Genomic DNA, 17,736 nt, shown 5'->3' with positions numbered 1-17,736 from the left:
TCGGTACTCCTTACCGGCCAGCGCCGGCGTAGGGCAGGAGCGCCATTTCACGGGCGTTCTTGATCGCCTTGGCGATCAGACGCTGCTCCTGCACCGAGACTCCGGTGATACGACGGGCGCGGATCTTCCCACGCTCCGAGATGAACTTGCGAAGCGTCGCGACGTCCTTGTAGTCGATGACGCCGACGCGGATCGCCTTCGCGGGAGCGGCGTTCTTCGCGCCCTTCCGCGGCTTGCGGCGATCGCCGGTTGCCTTTCCAGCCATGTGTCTTCCTTAAGAGAGATGGATGCCGCGACCCGCGGCATCCGCAATTCGAATCAGAACGGGGTGTCGTCGCCGTAGCTCGTCCCGGGCGCGCTCCAGGCGTCAGGAGCCGAGGACCCGGGCGTGGCCCAAGGCTCGTCCTGCTGCACCTGCGGACGCGACTGCTGCTGACCGCCGCCGAAGCCGCCGCCACCGTTACCGCCGCCGTTGGAGGCGGCGCGGGTGACCTGAGCCGTGGCGTAGCGGAGCGAGGGGCCGATCTCGTCGACCTCCAGCTCGATCGCCGTGCGGTTGTTGCCTTCGCGGTCCTGGTAGGAGCGCTGCTTCAGGCGGCCGGTCGCGACGACCCGCATGCCCTTGGTGAGCGAGCCTGCGACGTGCTCAGCGAACTCGCGCCAGACCGACGCGCGCATGAACAGCGCTTCGCCGTCCTTCCACTCGTTGGCTTGACGGTCGAAGCTGCGCGGCGTCGATGCGATCGTGAAGTTCGCGACGGGGAGGCCGTTCTGCGTGTAGCGCAGCTCGGGGTCCGCCGTGAGGTTACCCACGACCGTGATGATGGTCTCGCCGGCCATGAGCCTTAAGCCTTCGCTGCCTTGCGGGCGGCCTTGGCCTCAGCGCGCTCCTTCTCGGCGGCGACCTGAGCGATCGCCTCCTCGGCGCGGAGGACCTTGGTACGCATGATCTGCTCGTTCAGCTTGAGCTGACGGTCGAGCTCCTGCGTGGCCTCGCTCGTGGCGGTGAAGTTGACGACGGCGTAGATGCCCTCGGTCTTCTTCTGGATCTCGTAGGCGAGACGGCGCTTGCCCCACACGTCGACGTTGTCGATCGAGCCACCATCAGCGGTGATGACCTTCAGGAACCCGTCGAGCTTGGGAGCAACCTGGCGCTCGTCGACCTCGGGGTCGAGAATCACCATGAGTTCGTACTGGTGGATGTGCGTCACTAACCCACCTCCTTCGGACTAGAACGGATGCCGGGCGTTTCCCGGCATCAGGAGGGTTGATGCACGTGTCCGATGATTCCGCGCATGAGCGCAGACGGACAACCACAACAGTCTAGCGGATGCCCGGCCCCGCCGCGGAATCGCTCAGTCGACGCCCCAGCGCCCCGGCGGCGTCGGCGAGCTCCGGTGGCCCCACGACCTCGAACGGGGCGTCGAAGCGCAGCGCCCACGCGAGCGCTCCCGCCCACGACCAGGATCCGACGCGCACGCGACTGCGGCCGTCGCCGAGGTCTTCGAGCTCCGCGTCGCCGAGGAACGGAACGACCCGCTGCGCGGGCGTCGACAGGATCAGGTCGGCGGTCACGGGCCAGCGGTCCTGCTCGTCGGAACCCTTGAACCTCGCGGAGAGATAGGTGCGCGCATCGCCCGTGGGGATCTCGCGCGGCTCGAACGGGACGCCGCCGCCCTGCCGGAGCCGCACGCGGTCGAGCCGCAGGATGCGCCAGTCCGCGGCATCCCCGTCCCACGCGACGACGTACCAGCGCCCGTCGCGCACGACGACGGCGTGCGGCTCGATCGGCCGGGAGCGGTCGTCGTCGCGGTACTCGATGCGGAGGGTGCGGTGATCGCGGGCCGCGGCGCTCACCGCCGCCACGACCGTAGGCGCCGCCTGCGCGCCCGCCGCGTCCGCCTCGAACCGGATGCCGTCGATGCGGTGGCGCAGGTGCGACGGCATGACCTGCCGCATCGTGGCGAGGGCCCGGGCCGCGGCATCCGCGATGTCGACTCCGGATGCCGACTGCAGCGCGACCGCGATCGCCACCGCCTGCTCGTCGTCGAACAGGAGCGGCGGCAGCTCCTCGCCGGGCGCGAGGCGGTACCCGCCGTACGGACCCTTGACCGCCGTGATCGCGTAGCCGAGTTCGCGCAGCCGGTCGACGTCGCGTCGCACGGTGCGCACGGTCACCCCGAGGCGGTCGGCGAGCTCCTGCCCCGCCCAGTCGCGCCGGGACTGCAGGACCGACAGCAGGTTCAGCATCCGGTGCGAGGGCGACGACATGTCCCCATCCTCGTCGAGAAGCGGACAGGAACGGTCCTCTACGCGGAGGAGAGTCGCTGCAGGCAGACAGCCACTCAGCAAAGGACGACCATGACCCTCACCACCACGACCCACCTCAACTTCCGCGGCACCGCACGCGAGGCCCTCGAGTTCTACGCCCGCGTCTTCGACGGCCAGGCGATGGTGACCACCTACGCCGACCTCGGGATGCCCGCCGACGCACCCGGCGCCGACACGGTCGTCTTCGGCATCCTCGTCGCGGCGGACGGATTCCGCCTCATGGCGTACGACGTCCCGGGGCCCGCCGCCGGCGCCGAGGCGGTCGCGGGCACGACGCACCGCGAGAACGGGATGACGATCACCGACCGCGCCTTCTTCGTCTCGCTGCAGGGCGACACCCTCGATGAGGTCACCGCACGCTGGGACGCCCTCGCCGAGGGCGCGACCGTCGTCGAACCGCTCGCCGCGTCGGCATGGAGCGCAGGGTTCGGCATGCTCACCGACCGCTTCGGCGTGACCTGGGTCGTCGACGTGCGCACCGCGTGAGCCGGGTCGCCTGACGGCGAACGGGACGGATGCCGGTGCCCCGCCGCATCCGTCCCGCTCCCGGGAGCGGCCGGCCGGTACCGTGGCCGTCATGGAGTGGACCGCGGACGTCTCGGCCGGCGACTGGCTGCGCGCGCGCATCGACGACCCGTGGACCTGGACGATGCACGACGTCGTGCCGCGCGGGTTCGAGGCGTACGCACGGGTGTTCCACCCCGCATCCGTCACCGAGCTCCCGGGCGAGCGGCTGCCCACGATCGAGGAGTGGGTGGCGGTCACGGCCGACGAGCACCTCCGCGTGAGCGAACGCCTCGTCACACGGGACCTCACGTGGCGTGAGGCGGCGGGGATCTTCGGCACCGTGTTCCACCCCACCGCCCAGTGGTCGAGCCTGACGCAACAGGAGGACACGGGCGGCACGCTCGTCACGCCCGACGGGCGTTGGGTCGATCCCCCCGAGAGCGGGCAGCTCCTGCCCGAGCTGCTCGCAGCGCTCGCGTCGATCCTCGCGCAGCACACGACCACTCCGGACGACGGCGTCGTCGCGCTCTGGGAGGGTCACGGCGCGCTGCTCGGACACATGGGCGCCGGCCCGTCACGCGCGTTCTTCCAGATGGGCGATCCGGCCGACCCCGTCCTCGCTCACCACAATCAGATGCTCGGCACGAGCGTGAAGGACGCGTGGAACAACGTCTTCCGTCGGAAGACCTGGCAGGAGGGCATCCTGTCGCGGGAGATCTCCGAGAGTCCTCGGCTCGAGCTCCCGGGCCGGGGACACGTCCTCTTCCGCGGCGGCGTCAGTGAGCTCGCCCGTTCGAACTGGTTCCTCGACGTGCCCTGGCGCGACCGACCCGCCGAGGAGCACGGCTTCGACCCCTCGGCGCTCAGCCCGAGCATCGTCTGGCCGGACGATCGTGCCTGGGTGCTCGTGTCCGAGGTTGACTTCGACTCGACGGTGATCGGCGGCTCCCGCGAACTGATCGCCGCCCTGGTCGCGGCATCTGATCTCGAAGCACTCGAGATCCCCGAGGGCGCCGCCCTGACGTCCGACTCCGACGAGGTGAACCGATGAGCACATCGACCTTCGACCCGACCCCGCTCACCCAGCCGGTCGACCGTGCGGCCGTCGCCGCGCATCGGAAGGATCTGCTCGCCGCCGGGCGGCTCCCCTCCGGCGGGGGTGTGTGGGTGGTCGTCGTCGTGGTTGCAGTGTTCCTGTTCGTGGGGTTCTTCGTCGTCAGCATCTTCGTCGAGGTGCTGACGAGCTCCCTCAGCGGAGCGAACCGAAACCCGCTCGCCTTCGGGTTCATCCTCGTCATCTCGATCTTCGCGATCGGTGTCGTCTCGCTCATCATCCGCGGGCTCAAGGGCTCGCACGAACGGATCTACCGCCTCGACCGCTTCGCTCGGGCGAACGGGCTGACCTGGTACGCCGAGGCATCCGCTCCGCCCCTGCCGGGCATGATCTTCTCGCACGGGCACTCCCGCAAGTCGACCGACATCCTGCGGGGCGAGAGGCCGCGGTTCGTGGAGTTCGCGAACTACCGCTACACGACCGGGTCGGGCAAGAACCAGACGACCCACCGCTGGGGGTACGTCGCGATCCGGCTGGCGACGCCGCTGCCGCACATCGTGCTCGACGCGACCGGCAATAACGGACTCTTCGGCTCGAACCTGCCGCAGGCGTTCGACAAGGACCAGCGGCTCAGCCTCGAAGGCGACTTCGACGAGCACTTCGCGCTCTACTGCCCGCAGGGGTACGAGCAGGACGCGCTCTACCTCTTCACGCCCGACATCATGGCGCGCTTCATCGACCACGCCGCGCAGCTCGACGTCGAGATCGTGGACGACTGGCTGTTCCTCTACGCGAAGCGCGACCTGTCGACCCTCGACCCGAACACGTGGGCGTGGCTGTTCTCCGCGGTCGGCGCCCTGCTCGACAAGCTCGCCCAGTGGGAGCGCTGGCGCGACGACCGGCTCACGCAGACCGCGGCTGTGCCGGGCGCGACGGCCGACTCGCTGCCGTTCGCCCCGCCGCTCGGCACGCTGCGCCCGCCGCCGGGGGTCGCCGCGCAGGGCCGACGCCTGAAGGGCGGCGTCTCGTGGCCCGCCATCATCATCGGCGGGCTCTTCGTCCTCGGCGTCTTCGCGATGCAGAGCGGCCTGCTCGACGCGATCTTCCGCTGACCCGGCGCGGCGGGCCGCGGCATCCCCCCTTCCCCTGTCACAAACAGCAGCCGCGCGCGGCGTGTTGTGACAGGGGAAGCACCGGGGGGCTCAGCGCGCCGACCAGCCGCCGTCCATCGTGTAGCTCGCGCCGCTGACCATGCCGGCATCCGGTCCCGCGAGCCAGACCGCGAGGGCGGCGACCTCCTCGGGTTCGACGAGGCGCTTGACCGCGGCCTCGGCGAGCAGCACCTGCGACAGCACCTCGTCCTCGCCGATGCCGTGCAGCTTCGCCTGATCGGCGATCTGCTTCTCGACCAACGGCGAGCGCACGTAGCCCGGATTGATGCAGTTGCTCGTGACCCCGTGCGCACCGCCCTCGAGGGCGGTCGCCTTCGACAGTCCCTCGAGACCGTGCTTCGCGGCGACGTAGGCCGACTTGTAGGGGGATGCCACGAGTCCGTGCACACTCGACATGTTCAGGATGCGGCCGAACCCGCGCTCGTACATGGCGGGCAGCGCCGCGCGGATGAGCAGGAACGGCGCCTCGAGCATGAGGCGCATCATGAACGAGAACCGCTCGGGCTCGAACTGCTCGATGGGGCGGACGTGCTGGATGCCGGCGTTGTTCACGAGGACGTCGACGTCAAGCCGCAGGTCGGCGAGGGCCGCCGTGTCGCTCAGGTCCACGGCCCACGCCTCGCCGCCGACGGCGGCAGCGACCCGCTGCGCGCCGTCGGCGTCGACGTCCGCGACCGTCACCCGGGCACCGGCGGCGGCGAGCGCCGAGGCGCACGCCGCCCCGATGCCGCTCGCGCCACCCGTGACCAGGGCGGTCCGGCCGGTGAGGTCGGTCATGCGCGCTCCTTCTCGCGGAGCAGTTCGGCCGTGCGGACGGCATCCGCGTCGTCGATCGCCTGCAGCGAGGCGCCCTTCGTCTCGCGCATGAGGACGATCGTGGTGCCGGTGATGAGGCAGGCGATCGCGATGTAGATCGAGACCGGGGTCCACGAGCCGTAGTCGCGCAGCCACTGCGTCGCGAGGATCGGGGCGAGCGACCCGGCGGCGATCGCCGTGACCTGCGCGCCGAGCGAGACGCCGGAGTAGCGCATGCGGGTCGGGAACAGCTCGGCCATGATCGCCGGCTGCGGCGCGTACAGGAACGCGTGGAACGTCAAGCCGACGGTCACGGCGAGCACGATGAGCACGGGGTTGAGCGTGTCGAACAGCGGGAAGGCGAAGAACGCCCACGTCGCGCTGAGGATCGCGCCCGTCAGGGCGACGGGCCGGCGGCCGAACCGGTCGGCGAGGCGTCCCACCTGCGGAATCACGAGGAAGTGCACGACGTGCGCGATGAGCAGGGCGAGTAGCAGCTGGCTGGTGTCGTACTCGTGGACGGTCTTCAGGTAGACGATCGAGAAGCTGACGACGATGTAGTAGACGATGTTCTCCGCGAACCGCACGCCCATGGCCTGCAGCACGCCGACCGGGTAGCGACGCAGCACCTCGACGACGCCGTACGAGACCGCCTTTTCGGCCTCGACCTGCGCCTTGGCCTCGAGGAAAATCGGCGCCTCCTCGACGTGACGGCGGATGTAGAAGCCGACGAGGACGATGACGGCCGACAGCCAGAAGGCGATGCGCCATCCCCAGCCGAGGAAGTCCTCGGAGCTCAGCACCCACGAGGTGATGAGCAGCACGAGCGTCGCGAGCAGGTTGCCGACGGGCACGGCGGCCTGCGGCCAGCTCGACCAGAACGCGCGCGACCGGTTCGGGCTCTGCTCGGCGACGAGGAGCACGGCGCCGCCCCACTCGCCGCCGACGGCGAAGCCCTGCAGGAAGCGCAGCGCGACCAGCAGCGCGGGGGCCCAGTACCCGATCTCGACGAAGCCGGGCAGGCAGCCCATCAGGAAGGTCGCGACGCCGACGATGATGATCGTCGCCTGCAGGGTGGGCTTGCGACCGAAGCGGTCGCCGATCTGGCCGAACACGACGCCGCCGAGCGGCCGCGCGATGAAGCCGACGGCGTAGGTGACGAAGGCGGCGATGATCCCGTCGAGCGACGAGCCGGTCTGCGGGAAGAAGTAGGTGCCGAACACGAGGCTCGCGGCGGTGGCGTAGAGGAAGAACTCGTACCACTCGACGACGGTGCCGGCCATCGAGGCGGCGACGACGCGGCGCAGGCCGGACGGGGTGGGGGATGCCGCGGGGTCGGCGGCGCGGGTGGGGGCTGACATGGTCTCTCCGATCGATGTCGTCGATGACATCCGGGGTGGTCTGCTCTGACGTGGGACGCGGTGGCGTCCGCCCCACAGTCTGCGCACCGCGCGCGATGGGGATCAATGCCCAGTCCTGCACCCGTCATGTGCAGAATTGCACCCATGGACGCCCGTGGTCGCCTCCGCGCCGATGATCTGCTCGTGCTGCTCGCCGTCGCCCGGTCGGGTCGCTACACGACGGCGGCGAACGCCCTCGGCGTCGACCACACGACGGTCGCGCGTCGCATCGCCGCCCTCGAGGACGCGGTCGGCGGGCGCCTCGTCGCGCAGTCGGGCGGCGGCTGGGAGCTCACGGCGCTCGGCCGCCAGGCGGTCGACACCGCGGGACGGATCGAGTCCGCGCTGACGCAGCTCTCCGGCGCCGGCGAGGACCACGACCCGATCGCGGGTGTCGTGCGCATGTCGGCGACGGACGGGTTCAGCGCCTTCATCGCCGCCCCCGCCGTCGCGCGGCTGCGCCGGCAGCACCCGCGCCTGAGCGTCGAGATCGTCACCGCGACCCGGCGGGCCGCCGCGCACCGTCCCGGCCTCGACATCGAGGTGGTCGTCGGCGCCCCGCAATCCCGGCGCGCGCAGGGCGTCGAGCTCGGGGCCTACACGCTCGGGATGTACGCCTCGCGTGCCTATCTGGAACGGGAGGGGATGCCGCGCGACGCCGCCGAGCTGATGCGGCATCCGCTCGTCTACTTCGTCGACGCGATCCTGCAGGTCGACGCCCTCGACCTGCCGCGGCGCCTCGTACCCGAGATGCGCGACGGACTGAGCTCGACGAACGTGTTCGTGCACGTCGAGGCGACCCGGGCGGGGGCGGGGATCGGGCTGCTGCCGTGCTTCGTCGCCGACCGGCACGACGACCTCGTGCGGCTGCTGCCCGATCAGTTCGACGAGCGGCTGCCGTACTGGATGATCGTGCGGCCCGAGTCGCTGCGGATCCCGGCGGTCGCCGCCCTCGCGGACGCCCTGCGCGACGAGACCGCGGCCGCCGCCGCGATGCTCGCCGGGCGCCGCTGACGCGCGGCGTTCTCCTCCCCTGTCACAACCTGCAGCCGCACGCGGCGTGTTGCGACAGGGGAAGCCCCGGCGCCCCGTCAGTCGATCGCGACGAGCGCCGCGCGGCGGGGCCGGACGATCGGGTCCTGATACCGGGCCGGGGTGACGGTGATGTCGGTCTGGTCGTCGAACCAGCTGCCCGCGCCGCGACGGCCGTGCACCTTGCGTGCGGTGAGGATGCCCCAGACGAGCGGTGCGCCGACGGCGAGCGCGACGGCCCCCGTGAGCGAGCGGTCCTCGCGGCCGAGCACGGCCTTTCGCTGCCACGCCTCGTGCAGCGCGCCCCCGCGGGCCGTCGGGACGAACCGCGGCGGCAGCAGGCCACGCCGGCGCAGCGAGACGAGCTGCTCGACGTCGGACCACCAGGTCGACTGCTCGGGGGCGTGGAAGTAGTTGTCGGCGAGCCACTGCGCGTTCGGGTGGCGGAACCGGCGGGCGATCACGTCCTCGGCACTGCCCTGCACGCCGCTGCCGTTGAACACGGTGTTGAGGTGCGTCTTCGAGACGCCGAACGTGTCGAGGGCGATGACGGGGACCCCCATCGCCATGGCCTCGATCGCCGCCGTCGAACTCACCGTGACGAGCCCCTCGGCGTTCGCGAGCGCCTGCGCCATCGGCTCGTGCGAGAAGACGAGGTTGTCGGGCCGGTCCCGCAGCAGTTCGGTCAGCTCGGTGCGTTCGTAGTGCGTCTCGGTCTCGCCGAGTTCGGGGCGGGAGCGCAGTTTCACGACGACGCGCCGCGACGGGTCGGCGAGGGCCGCGGCCCGCAGGATGCCCGCGATGGCGACCCGGTCGGCGGGCTCGCGTGGGACGATCGCCTGCGCCGCGAAGACCAGGTCGGTACCGCCCCCGGACGGACGCGTCGGACGCGCGAACGGCAGGGTCGCGAGCCCCAGGCGCAGCTCGAGGCCGAGGCGCTGGGCCAGGTGCCGGAACGCCCGTCGCTCGCGCTGCGAGTGCACGATCATGAGGTCGCAGTGCTTGCGGTACATCGCGGCGCCGCGCTGGGCGGGGATCGAGATGCCGGGCAGCCCCGACACCACGACGGGCCGCGGCGCGACGCGGTCGATCTGCCGCATCACGAGCCGCACGAACGGGCCGCGGCCGCCGATGACGACGACGTCGGGGCGGTCCTTCGCGAGCCAGGCCGCGATGTCGTCGCAGGCCAGGCGGGTGACCGCCTCGGGACGGATGCCGGTGCCCGCCAACGCCGCATGCTCCTGCGCCACGCTCACCGTGAGCGGCGTCTTCACGAGCAGCAGGTGGGGGTCCACCGACGGCGCGGAGTCGATGAGCGCCGCCGACCACTTCACGAAGGAGTCGGCGTCGGCGATCGCGACGACGCGCAGGCGTCCCGGACGGTCACCGCGCATGGTCATGCCGGGACGCGGCGCAGCTTCGCCATGGGGGCGAGCTCACCCTCGTAGATGCGCTTCACCCCGTCGCCGAGGGCCGTCTCGATGACGCGGATGTCGCGGACGAGGTGCTCGAGACCGGTCGGCTCGAGCGAGGCGGCGTGGTCGGAGCCCCACATCGTGCGGTCGAGGGTGATGTGGCGCTCGACGGCGACCGCGCCGAGGGCGACGGCGGCGAGGGAGATCTGCAGGCCGCGCTCGTGACCGGAGTACCCGACGGGGATGCCGGCGTAGCGGTCGCGGAGCGAGGTGATCATCTTGATGTTCGCCTCCTCGGGCTCCATAGGGTAGGTCGACGTCGCGTGCATGAGCACCGTGCGGTCGGTGCCGAGCACCTCGAGCGCGCGGTCGATCTGCTCGATCGTGGACATGCCCGTCGAGAGGATGACCGGCTTGCCGGTGGCGCGCAGCGCCTCGAGCAGCTCGATGTCGGTGAGGCTCGCCGAGGCGACCTTGTGGGCGACGACGCCGAGGTCTTCGAGGAACTCGACGCTCGGGACGTCCCACGGCGAGGCGAACCAGTCGAGGCCGCGCATCGTGGCGTGGTCGCCGATCTCGATGTACTGGTCGCGGTCGAACTCGACGCGGTAGCGGTACTCGAGGTAGGTCATCGTGCCCCACGGGGTCTCGCGGAGCGTGTCGCGCATGTGTGCGGGCGTCGCGATCTCGGGGGTGCGCTTCTGGAACTTGACCGCGTTCGCGCCGGCGTCGGCGGCGACGTCGATCAGACGCTTGGCGAGCTCGACGTCGCCATTGTGGTTGAGGCCGATCTCGGCGATGACGTACACGGGGTGTCCGCCGCCGAGTACGTGGTTTCCGATGGTCACCGTCATGGCGAGTCCTTTCGTCGTTACTCCCCTCAGCGTCGGTTCCGACCGTGAATGACGGATGAATCCCGGGTGGCGAGGACCGGACGACTGGCTGTCGGGTGGGTGCGTCAGCGTGCGGCGATGACGCGGTCGGCCAGTTCGCGCACCGCTCCGGCGCCGCCGGGGCGCGTCAGCACGACGCGCGCGGCGGCGACGACCTCGGGCCGGGCGTCGGCGACGGCGACGGGCCAGCCGACGAGAGCCATCGCCGGCAGGTCGTTGACGTCGTTGCCGAGGTAGGCCGTCTCGGCGAGGTCGATGCCGCGGTCGGTCGCCCACTGCCGCAGCACGGTCGCCTTGTCGTCGACGCCGTGGATCACCTCGACCTGCAGCTTCTCGGCGCGGGCGCGGACGACCGCGTTCTGCTCGGTCGACAGGATCAGCACCGGCACCCCGGCTCGCCGGAGCAGCGCGACCCCCATGCCGTCGGAGCGGCTGACGCGCACGTGCTCGGTGCCGGCGGCATCCACCCAGGCGGAGTCGTCGGTGTGGACGCCGTCGAAGTCGGTCACGACGACCCGCGCGGCGAGGGGTACGGCGGGCTCGAGCAGGTGCGCGAGGGTCTGCGCCGTGCGCAGCTGCGCCGGGTCGTCGACCTCGATCGCGGTCTCCTCGGGGACCTCGACGATCTCCGTCCGGCCGAAGAAGCGGTGCCGGGCCTCCCGGAACCCGTCGGTCGTGAAGACGTAGAACGCCCCCGTCTCGACGTAGTGCGGGTCGCGGTCCTGCCGGCGCGGCCGGTGCGCGGCGTCGTGACCGAGAGCGGATGCCGCACCGGCGGCATCCCTCCGCCAGACGAACTCGTAGCTCTCCCGCGCCGAGAACACGCTGTCGGCGCGGCCTCCCCGCACGAGCGCGACCGCCTCGCCGAGGGCGGCGGCGGGGATGAAGGGGCTCGTCGCCTGCAGGAACGCCGTCACCCGCGGGGTGATCCCCTCGGCCGCGAGGGTGTCGAGGGCGTGCAGCAGCGCGCTCTCGGAGCTGGCCTGGTCGCCGGAGATGTCGGCGGGACGGTCGACGACGCGCGCCCCGGCGGCGCGCGCGGCGTCGGCGATAGCGGCGTCGTCGGTCGAGACGACGACGAGGTCGATCGCGCCGGAGGTCAGCGCGGCACGGACGGCGCGCGCGACGAGCGGGATGCCGCCGACGCGGGCGACGTTCTTGCCCGGCACGCCTTTCGACCCGCCGCGGGCGGGGATGATCGCGATCGTCTGGGCGGTGCTCGGTGTCACGTCATCCTCCTCGCAGGGCCTTCCAGGCCCGCTTCCCCCGGCGCTGCGCGCCGCGGAGCGCGAGCTGCACCTCGGTGATGCGACTCGCGCCGTCGCGCTGCCCGAGCGCACGCGAGAACAGGCCGGGCGTGCCGCCGCCGGGCAGCGCGAGCGAGGTCAGGCGCGCGCGGGCGAAATACCGGGAACGCTCGGCGGCGGGCGCCGATGCGAGGAACTCCTCGGCGCGCGGCCGCAGGTGCGCGGCGATGACCGGCTGCATGGCGTACCCGACGGCATCGACGAGCAGCTGCATTCGCTCTCCCGGGTAGGGCGAGTCCGGACGGGTGAGCGCGTCGATGATCGTGACCGGGATGCGGTTGCCGTTCTCGAACGGGGTGAGTCGCTGCAGCAGCAGATCGGTGCCGACGGCGCCGATGGGCAGGCCGGTCAGCGCCTGCAGCGTGGGCAGGGCCGTCGAGAAGCCGGCGACCGCGCCGACGAACGGCAGCCGCACGGCGAGGACCTCGGCGGGGGTGCCGCCGCGGAAGACGGTGAAGCCCACCCCGCGCGCGGCGGCGTGCGCCGCGAGGTCGTCGATGAGGGCGGGGGCCGACGACGGGTGCGGCTTGAACACGATCGAGCCCGGGCGCCACTCGAGCGCACGGTCGATCATGTCGCACTGCATCCGCAGCTCCTCGTCGGCCGAGATGAGCTTCAGCGCCGAGAGGTACTGCCCGAGCACCAGGGCCGGGCGATCGAGCTGCACGAGCGCATCGATCTCGGGGTCGTCCGTCGCGGCGGCGACCTCGTCGACGACCGCGCGGAGGGCTGCGGGTGGCACGGGCACTCGAGCGGCAACGGGGAACAGCAGCGGCTCGACCCCCGGCACGGTGTGGGCGTAGACGACGGCGGTGACCCGGCTCGCGACGGTGTGCGGCCAGCGGTTGCGGATCGGCGAGTACGTCATGAGGCCGTCGCCGACGATCGACACGTCGGCACCGGCGAACACGTCGATGAACACCCGCGACGGCGCAACCTGTGGGCTCTGCAGGAACAGCTCGACGGCCGCGTCGCCGATCCCCCAGGCCTCGCGCAGTAGGCGCTCGAGGACGGGAGCCGCATTCGCGGTCACGCGCCAATGCGGCGGGCGCTCGGGGGCGAGCAGCTCGTTCAGGTCGACGACGCGGTCGAACCGCGCGCGGAGGGTGGCCAGGTGCGCGGCGTCCCCGATGCCCGGGGCGGCTTCGGGGATGATGGCCGCGTTCACGGCGACGAGGATGCGCCCCGACGGGGATGCCGGGATGGCCCCGGCATCCATCGCCGCGACAGCGGTCATGAGACCGTACGCGGAGTTCAGGACGAAGATCTGCGTCATGCCGTACGCACCTCGCGCACCAGGCGCGCAAGGATGCGGCGGCGGCGATCCGACAGCCGCATCAGCGCCGGGTCGATCTGCTCGGCCGGGATGGCGCGCAGCAGGTCACGGATGCCGGTGCGCAGCGCCGTGCGGTCGGCGGTCGACATCGCGCGGGCGCGGAACAGGTGGTAGGCGCACACGGACATCGTCGTCGTCGCGATCTTGGGGAGGAAGCGGTCGGCCTCGTCGTCGGCCTCGACGACGCGGATCGCCTCGGCGAAGGCGGGGAGGAAGTCGAGCTGGCGACGGTCGAGCACCTGGGTGAGCGAGGTGGTGACGCCGCGGCGGTACAGGATCGCGGGGGCATCGACGACCGCGAACGATTCCGCGCGCAGGTGCAGGCGCCAGATCCACGGGCGGTCCTCCGCCGTGAACAGGCCCGGCTCGAAGTGCGCGAGACCCTGGTCCAGCACCCGGCGGTGGAACATGCCCGCCCAGGCATAGGGGTAGTCGACCATCGTCGTCTCGTCGGCCGGCATGATCGCGTCGCGCGGCGACACGACCCGGCCTCGTCGACCGTGCGGTGCCCGCATGAGGCGTCGACGCCCGTCGGTGTCGGTGACGTGGTCGGTGCGGACGAAGTCGCATTCCAGCCGGCGCATCGAGGCCACGAGGCTCTCGAGACGGTCCGGATGCATCCAGTCATCGCCGTCGACGAAGCAGAAGAACTCGGTGTCGACGAGGTCCAGTCCCTGGTTGCGCGCGGCCGCGAGGCCGACGGGCTGCGCGTTCGAGATGATCTCGACGTGGGGCATCTCGCGGGCGAAGTGCTGCACCTGCGCGCGGGTGTCGTCCGTCGAGCCGTCGTCGATGACCACGAGGCGCAGGCGGCCCGGGTCCTCGAACTGGCGTCCGAGCGTCGTGACGGTCGTGCCGATGTACGGACCGGCGTCTTTCGCCGGCAGGATGACGGTCACGATCGGGGAGGACACCCCGCGATCCAAACAAGCGGGCGTGACCGGAAGGTGGCCTCCGGGTGAACGGTCGTGGTCGGGCGCTCAGGCGAGCCCGGAGGCGGCGAGCTCCTCGTCGGTCAGCATCCGGGACCGGATGAGGAACCGCATCCCCGTCGGCCCCTCGACCGAGAACCCCGCCCCGCGTCCCGGGACGACGTCGATCGTGAGGTGCGTGTACTTCCAGTACTCGAACTGGGATGCCGACATGTACACCTCGATCGGATCGTCGAGGCCCGCGTCGATCTCGCCGAGCTTCACGTCGCCCGCGCCGGTGAGGAACATGCCCACGGGGTAGCACATGGGACTGCTGCCGTCGCAGCATCCGCCCGACTGATGGAACATCAGCGGACCGTGCTGCGCGGTGAGGGTGCGCAGCAGGGCCGCCGCCTCGTCCGAGACGGCGACCCTGCTGTAGGTGGTGTCGGTCATGGGGTGACGGCTCAGAAGAAGCCCATCGCGCCTTCGGCGTACGACACGAGGAGGTTCTTCGTCTGCTGGTAGTGATCGAGCATCTTCAGGTGGTTCTCGCGTCCGATGCCCGACTGCTTGTACCCGCCGAAGGCCGCGTGGGCGGGGTACTGGTGGTACGTGTTCGTCCACACACGGCCGGCCTCGATCGCACGTCCCGCCCGGTACATGGTGTCAGCCGAGCGGCTCCAGACGCCTGCACCGAGACCGTAGAGGGTGTCGTTGGCGATGTCGATCGCGTCGCCGAAGTCGTCGAAGCTCGTCACCGAGACGACCGGGCCGAAGATCTCCTCCTGGAAGATCCGCATGTCGTTCGTGCCCTCGAACACCGTCGGCGCGACGTAGTATCCGCCGCTCAGGTCGCCGCCGAGGTCGACCCGCTCACCGCCGGCCAGCAGCTTGGCGCCGCCCTGCTTTCCGATGTCGATGTAGCTGAGGATCTTCTCCAGCTGGTCGTTGGAGGCCTGCGCACCGATCATGGTCGCCGGGTCGAGCGGGTTGCCCTGCACGATCTTCGAGACCCGGTCGAGGCCGTCGCCCAGGAACTGGTCGTAGATCGACCGCTGGATGAGAGCGCGTGACGGGCACGTGCACACCTCGCCCTGGTTCAGCGCGAAGAACGTGAAGCCCTCGAGCGCCTTGTCGTAGTACGCGTCGCGGTCGCGCGCCACGTCGTCGAAGAAGACGTTCGCGCTCTTGCCGCCGAGCTCGAGCGTGACGGGGATGAGGTTCTGCGATGCGTACTGCATGATGAGCCGGCCGGTCGTGGTCTCACCGGTGAAGGCGACCTTGCGGATGCGCTTGTGCTGCGCGAGCGGCGCGCCCGCCTCGATCCCGAAGCCGTTCACGATGTTGACGACGCCCGCCGGAAGCAGGTCGCCGATGATCTCGAACAGGAACAGGATGGATGCCGGGGTCTGCTCGGCGGGCTTGAGCACGACGCAGTTGCCCGCGGCGAGGGCGGGAGCGAGCTTCCACGTGGCCATGAGGATCGGGAAGTTCCACGGGATGATCTGGCCGACCACACCGAGGGGCTCATGGAAGTGGTAGGCGACGGTGTCCTCGTCGATCTGGCTGAGCGAGCCCTCCTGAGCCCGGAGCACACCTGCGAAGTAGCGGAAGTGGTCGACGGCGAGCGGGATGTCGGCGGCGAGCGTCTCGCGCACCGGCTTGCCGTTCTCCCATGTCTCGGCGACGGCGATCTTCTCGAGGTTCTCCTCGATGCGGTCGGCGATCTTGTTGAGGATGACGGCGCGCTCGGCGGGCGTGGTCTTCTTCCACGACGCGAACGCCTTCCACGCGACGTCGACCGCGCGGTCGATGTCCTCCACGGTGCCGCGGCCGACCTCGCAGAACGGCTTGCCGGTGACGGGGGTGATGTTCTCGAAGTACTGGCCCTTCACCGGCTCGACGAACTCGCCGCCGATGTAGTGGCCGTAGCGCGCCCGGTACTCCGCCACCGCGCCCCGCTGGCCGGGTGCGGCGTAGACGCTCGAAACGCCCTCTTCGACGATGGTCATGCTGTCTCCTTCGACGGACATGGATGCGGCGTCAGCGCCGCGGATCGGATGCCGGCACGCTACGCCGCGCAACGTTGCATCCGGTTGCGCCCCGGCATCCCCCCCCCGTCCCCGCCTGCCCCTGTCGCAACACGCCGCGGCGCCATGCCGTTTGCGACAGGGGAACGACGGGTCAGGCGGTGAGGGCCTCGAGTCGGGCGACGAGCCCGGGGCGACGCGGCGAGCGCGGCGGCAGCATGCGCAGGCACAGGCGGAGCACCTGAGCATCCTCCCGCCCGTCGACGCTGTCGGCGTAGGCGAGCAGCGCCTCGACGCCGGCCTCGCCGATCATCGTCTCGCGCAGGGTGGCCCGCACCGACGTGCGCAGCTCCTCCACCCCGGGCGCTACGGAGTCCGGCAGCACCGGCCCGGTGTACGCGGCGAGCGCGACGCGGTGCGCCCCGCGGTCGAGCAGCGACACGACGTGCTGCACGTCGGTCTCGAGCTCCGCCGGCAGCCGGTACGGGCGCGACAGCGGCACGAGCTGAGGTGCCTGCTTCTCGAGCACCCTGCGCAGCCGCACCATCTCGGGACGCAGGGTCTCGACCGCGGGCTCGCCGTAGACGAGGTCGGCGAGCGCCTCGGCCGACAGGCCTTCCCGGTGGCTGGCGAGCATGAGCAGGATCTCCGCGTGTCGTGCGCTGAGCTCGACGACGGATGCCGCGGCATCCCCCTCCGTCTCGAGCAGCGCCCGGTCGCGCCCCAACACCCGCAGGGTCGCGTGCCGGACGGTCGCGGCGCGGGGGGCTCGGCGCCGGGGCGCCTCGGCGCGGGAGCGCAGCCGTCCGACGAGCAGCTCGCCCTCGATGGCGCGCGCCGTCGCGTCGACGAGCAGCTGCGCCTGCGGCGTGACCGCCTCACTGCCGCCGGTCACGTCGATCACTCCGAGCAGCCGCCGGGTCTCGGGGTCGTGGACCGGCGCCGCGGTGCACGACCACGGCTGCACGAAGCGGTTGAAGTGCTCGGCCTGCCGGATCTGCACCGCCCGGTCGAGCGCGAGCGCCGTACCGGGCGCCGAGGTGCCGACGGATGCCTCGGCCCAGTCCGCACCGGCGACGAACCCCATGTCGCCGGTCAGGGTGCGCACCCCGCGGTCGCCCTCGACCCACAGGAGGCGACCCGAGGCATCCCCGACCGCGACGATGACACCCGAATCCTCGGCGGAACCGGGCAGCAGGAGCGATCGCACCATCTCCATGACCCCGGCGAGCGGATGCGCCCGCCGGTAGGCCTCGAGCTCGTCGGCCGTCATGTCGAGGCGCGGGAGCCCTTCGGCGGCGGCATCCGAGGCCAGCGACCGGCGCCACGACTCCCGGACCAGCGGCCGGACGTCCTCGAGCCGCGGATCCCCGGCGTTGCCGGCGAGCAGCTCCTCGTGCGCACGCTCGATCAGCAGGCGCGAGGTGGCGGGCGCGACCTCGACCCGGGCGGACCACGGCGAGCTCATGGGGCTCCGATCATCGTCGAAGGAGCGGTGCCGGTCAGTCTAGGTCGGCCTGCCCGGGAACGACAGGGCGGGGGCGGCCCGC

General features: G+C 71.3%; 18 protein-coding genes. 4 read left to right on the top strand and 14 right to left on the bottom strand.

Annotation, left to right across the window (positions count from 1 at the left end; all coding sequences use genetic code 11):
• Positions 1–10: 10 nt before the first annotated feature.
• The 4 genes from rpsR to ACPEH2_RS07745 all read right to left on the bottom strand — a co-directional run bounded on the left by rpsR (position 11) and on the right by ACPEH2_RS07745 (position 2,271).
• Positions 11–265: a 30S ribosomal protein S18 gene (gene rpsR, locus ACPEH2_RS07760; RefSeq protein WP_005054609.1), complete on the bottom strand. Its 255-nt coding sequence runs from the start codon at positions 263–265 to the stop codon at positions 11–13.
• 53 nt (positions 266–318) lie between these two features.
• Complete coding sequence (locus ACPEH2_RS07755; RefSeq protein ID WP_064002776.1) at positions 319–840, bottom strand: single-stranded DNA-binding protein; 522 nt, start codon at positions 838–840, stop codon at positions 319–321.
• 5 nt (positions 841–845) lie between these two features.
• Complete coding sequence (rpsF, locus tag ACPEH2_RS07750; protein ID WP_269454691.1) at positions 846–1,211, bottom strand: 30S ribosomal protein S6; 366 nt, start codon at positions 1,209–1,211, stop codon at positions 846–848.
• Between the two features lie 112 nt (positions 1,212–1,323).
• Positions 1,324–2,271: a helix-turn-helix transcriptional regulator gene (locus ACPEH2_RS07745; RefSeq protein ID WP_359918463.1), complete on the bottom strand. Its 948-nt coding sequence runs from the start codon at positions 2,269–2,271 to the stop codon at positions 1,324–1,326.
• A 90-nt stretch (positions 2,272–2,361) separates the two neighbouring features.
• On the opposite strand from ACPEH2_RS07745, the gene ACPEH2_RS07740 reads away from it, so the two are divergent.
• From ACPEH2_RS07740 to ACPEH2_RS07730, 3 genes are all read left to right on the top strand, one after another.
• Positions 2,362–2,817 (top strand): VOC family protein, encoded by a 456-nt coding sequence (locus ACPEH2_RS07740; protein WP_359918462.1) that lies wholly within the window; start codon positions 2,362–2,364, stop codon positions 2,815–2,817.
• Positions 2,818–2,908: 91 nt separating this feature from the next.
• Entirely contained in the window at positions 2,909–3,889 is a 981-nt protein-coding gene (locus tag ACPEH2_RS07735; protein WP_359918461.1) for a hypothetical protein, read from the top strand.
• Complete coding sequence (locus tag ACPEH2_RS07730; RefSeq protein ID WP_359918459.1) at positions 3,886–5,004, top strand: hypothetical protein; 1,119 nt, start codon at positions 3,886–3,888, stop codon at positions 5,002–5,004. Before ACPEH2_RS07735 ends, ACPEH2_RS07730 begins: the two co-directional genes overlap by 4 nt.
• A gap of 90 nt (positions 5,005–5,094) precedes the next feature.
• Here the strand turns inward: ACPEH2_RS07730 and ACPEH2_RS07725 are convergent, their stop codons facing one another.
• Both ACPEH2_RS07725 and ACPEH2_RS07720 read right to left on the bottom strand, forming a co-directional pair.
• Complete coding sequence (locus ACPEH2_RS07725) at positions 5,095–5,841, bottom strand: 3-hydroxybutyrate dehydrogenase (RefSeq protein WP_311286674.1); 747 nt, start codon at positions 5,839–5,841, stop codon at positions 5,095–5,097.
• Positions 5,838–7,220 (bottom strand): MFS transporter, encoded by a 1,383-nt coding sequence (locus ACPEH2_RS07720; protein WP_359918457.1) that lies wholly within the window; start codon positions 7,218–7,220, stop codon positions 5,838–5,840. The genes ACPEH2_RS07725 and ACPEH2_RS07720 overlap by 4 nt, the downstream gene beginning before the upstream one ends.
• Before the next feature lie 144 nt (positions 7,221–7,364).
• Here ACPEH2_RS07720 and ACPEH2_RS07715 point away from each other — a divergent pair, with 144 nt between their 5' ends.
• Complete coding sequence (locus ACPEH2_RS07715; RefSeq protein ID WP_253036004.1) at positions 7,365–8,273, top strand: LysR family transcriptional regulator; 909 nt, start codon at positions 7,365–7,367, stop codon at positions 8,271–8,273.
• Positions 8,274–8,350: 77 nt separating this feature from the next.
• Here ACPEH2_RS07715 and ACPEH2_RS07710 read toward each other — a convergent pair whose 3' ends face one another.
• From ACPEH2_RS07710 to ACPEH2_RS07675, 8 genes are all read right to left on the bottom strand, one after another.
• Complete coding sequence (locus ACPEH2_RS07710; protein ID WP_359918455.1) at positions 8,351–9,691, bottom strand: DUF6716 putative glycosyltransferase; 1,341 nt, start codon at positions 9,689–9,691, stop codon at positions 8,351–8,353.
• Entirely contained in the window at positions 9,688–10,560 is an 873-nt protein-coding gene (locus tag ACPEH2_RS07705) for an N-acetylneuraminate synthase family protein (protein ID WP_359918454.1), read from the bottom strand. The genes ACPEH2_RS07710 and ACPEH2_RS07705 overlap by 4 nt, the downstream gene beginning before the upstream one ends.
• 104 nt (positions 10,561–10,664) lie before the next feature.
• A complete protein-coding gene (locus tag ACPEH2_RS07700) occupies positions 10,665–11,828 on the bottom strand; it encodes an acylneuraminate cytidylyltransferase (RefSeq protein ID WP_359918452.1) in 1,164 nt (387 codons plus the stop codon).
• Position 11,829: 1 nt separating this feature from the next.
• A complete protein-coding gene (locus ACPEH2_RS07695) occupies positions 11,830–13,182 on the bottom strand; it encodes a polysialyltransferase family glycosyltransferase (RefSeq protein WP_359918450.1) in 1,353 nt (450 codons plus the stop codon).
• Positions 13,179–14,156 carry a glycosyltransferase family 2 protein gene (locus ACPEH2_RS07690; RefSeq protein ID WP_359918448.1) on the bottom strand — a complete coding sequence of 326 codons (978 nt, stop codon included), beginning with the start codon at positions 14,154–14,156 and terminating at the stop codon, positions 13,179–13,181. The genes ACPEH2_RS07695 and ACPEH2_RS07690 overlap by 4 nt, the downstream gene beginning before the upstream one ends.
• Positions 14,157–14,222: 66 nt before the next feature.
• Positions 14,223–14,609, bottom strand: a complete 387-nt coding sequence (locus tag ACPEH2_RS07685; RefSeq protein WP_423718536.1) for a DUF779 domain-containing protein — start codon at positions 14,607–14,609, stop codon at positions 14,223–14,225.
• Between the two features lie 11 nt (positions 14,610–14,620).
• On the bottom strand, positions 14,621–16,168 hold the full coding sequence (exaC, locus tag ACPEH2_RS07680; protein ID WP_311286667.1) for an acetaldehyde dehydrogenase ExaC: 1,548 nt from the start codon (positions 16,166–16,168) through the stop codon (positions 14,621–14,623).
• Positions 16,169–16,340: 172 nt separating this feature from the next.
• Entirely contained in the window at positions 16,341–17,654 is a 1,314-nt protein-coding gene (locus ACPEH2_RS07675; RefSeq protein ID WP_359918446.1) for a helix-turn-helix domain-containing protein, read from the bottom strand.
• Positions 17,655–17,736: the final 82 nt, after the last annotated feature.

This window comes from Microbacterium sp. NPDC064942, assembly GCF_049545525.1.
Classification (GTDB): domain Bacteria; phylum Actinomycetota; class Actinomycetes; order Actinomycetales; family Microbacteriaceae; genus Microbacterium; species Microbacterium gawkjiense.
This window is presented reverse-complemented; position numbering and strand designations above follow the sequence as displayed.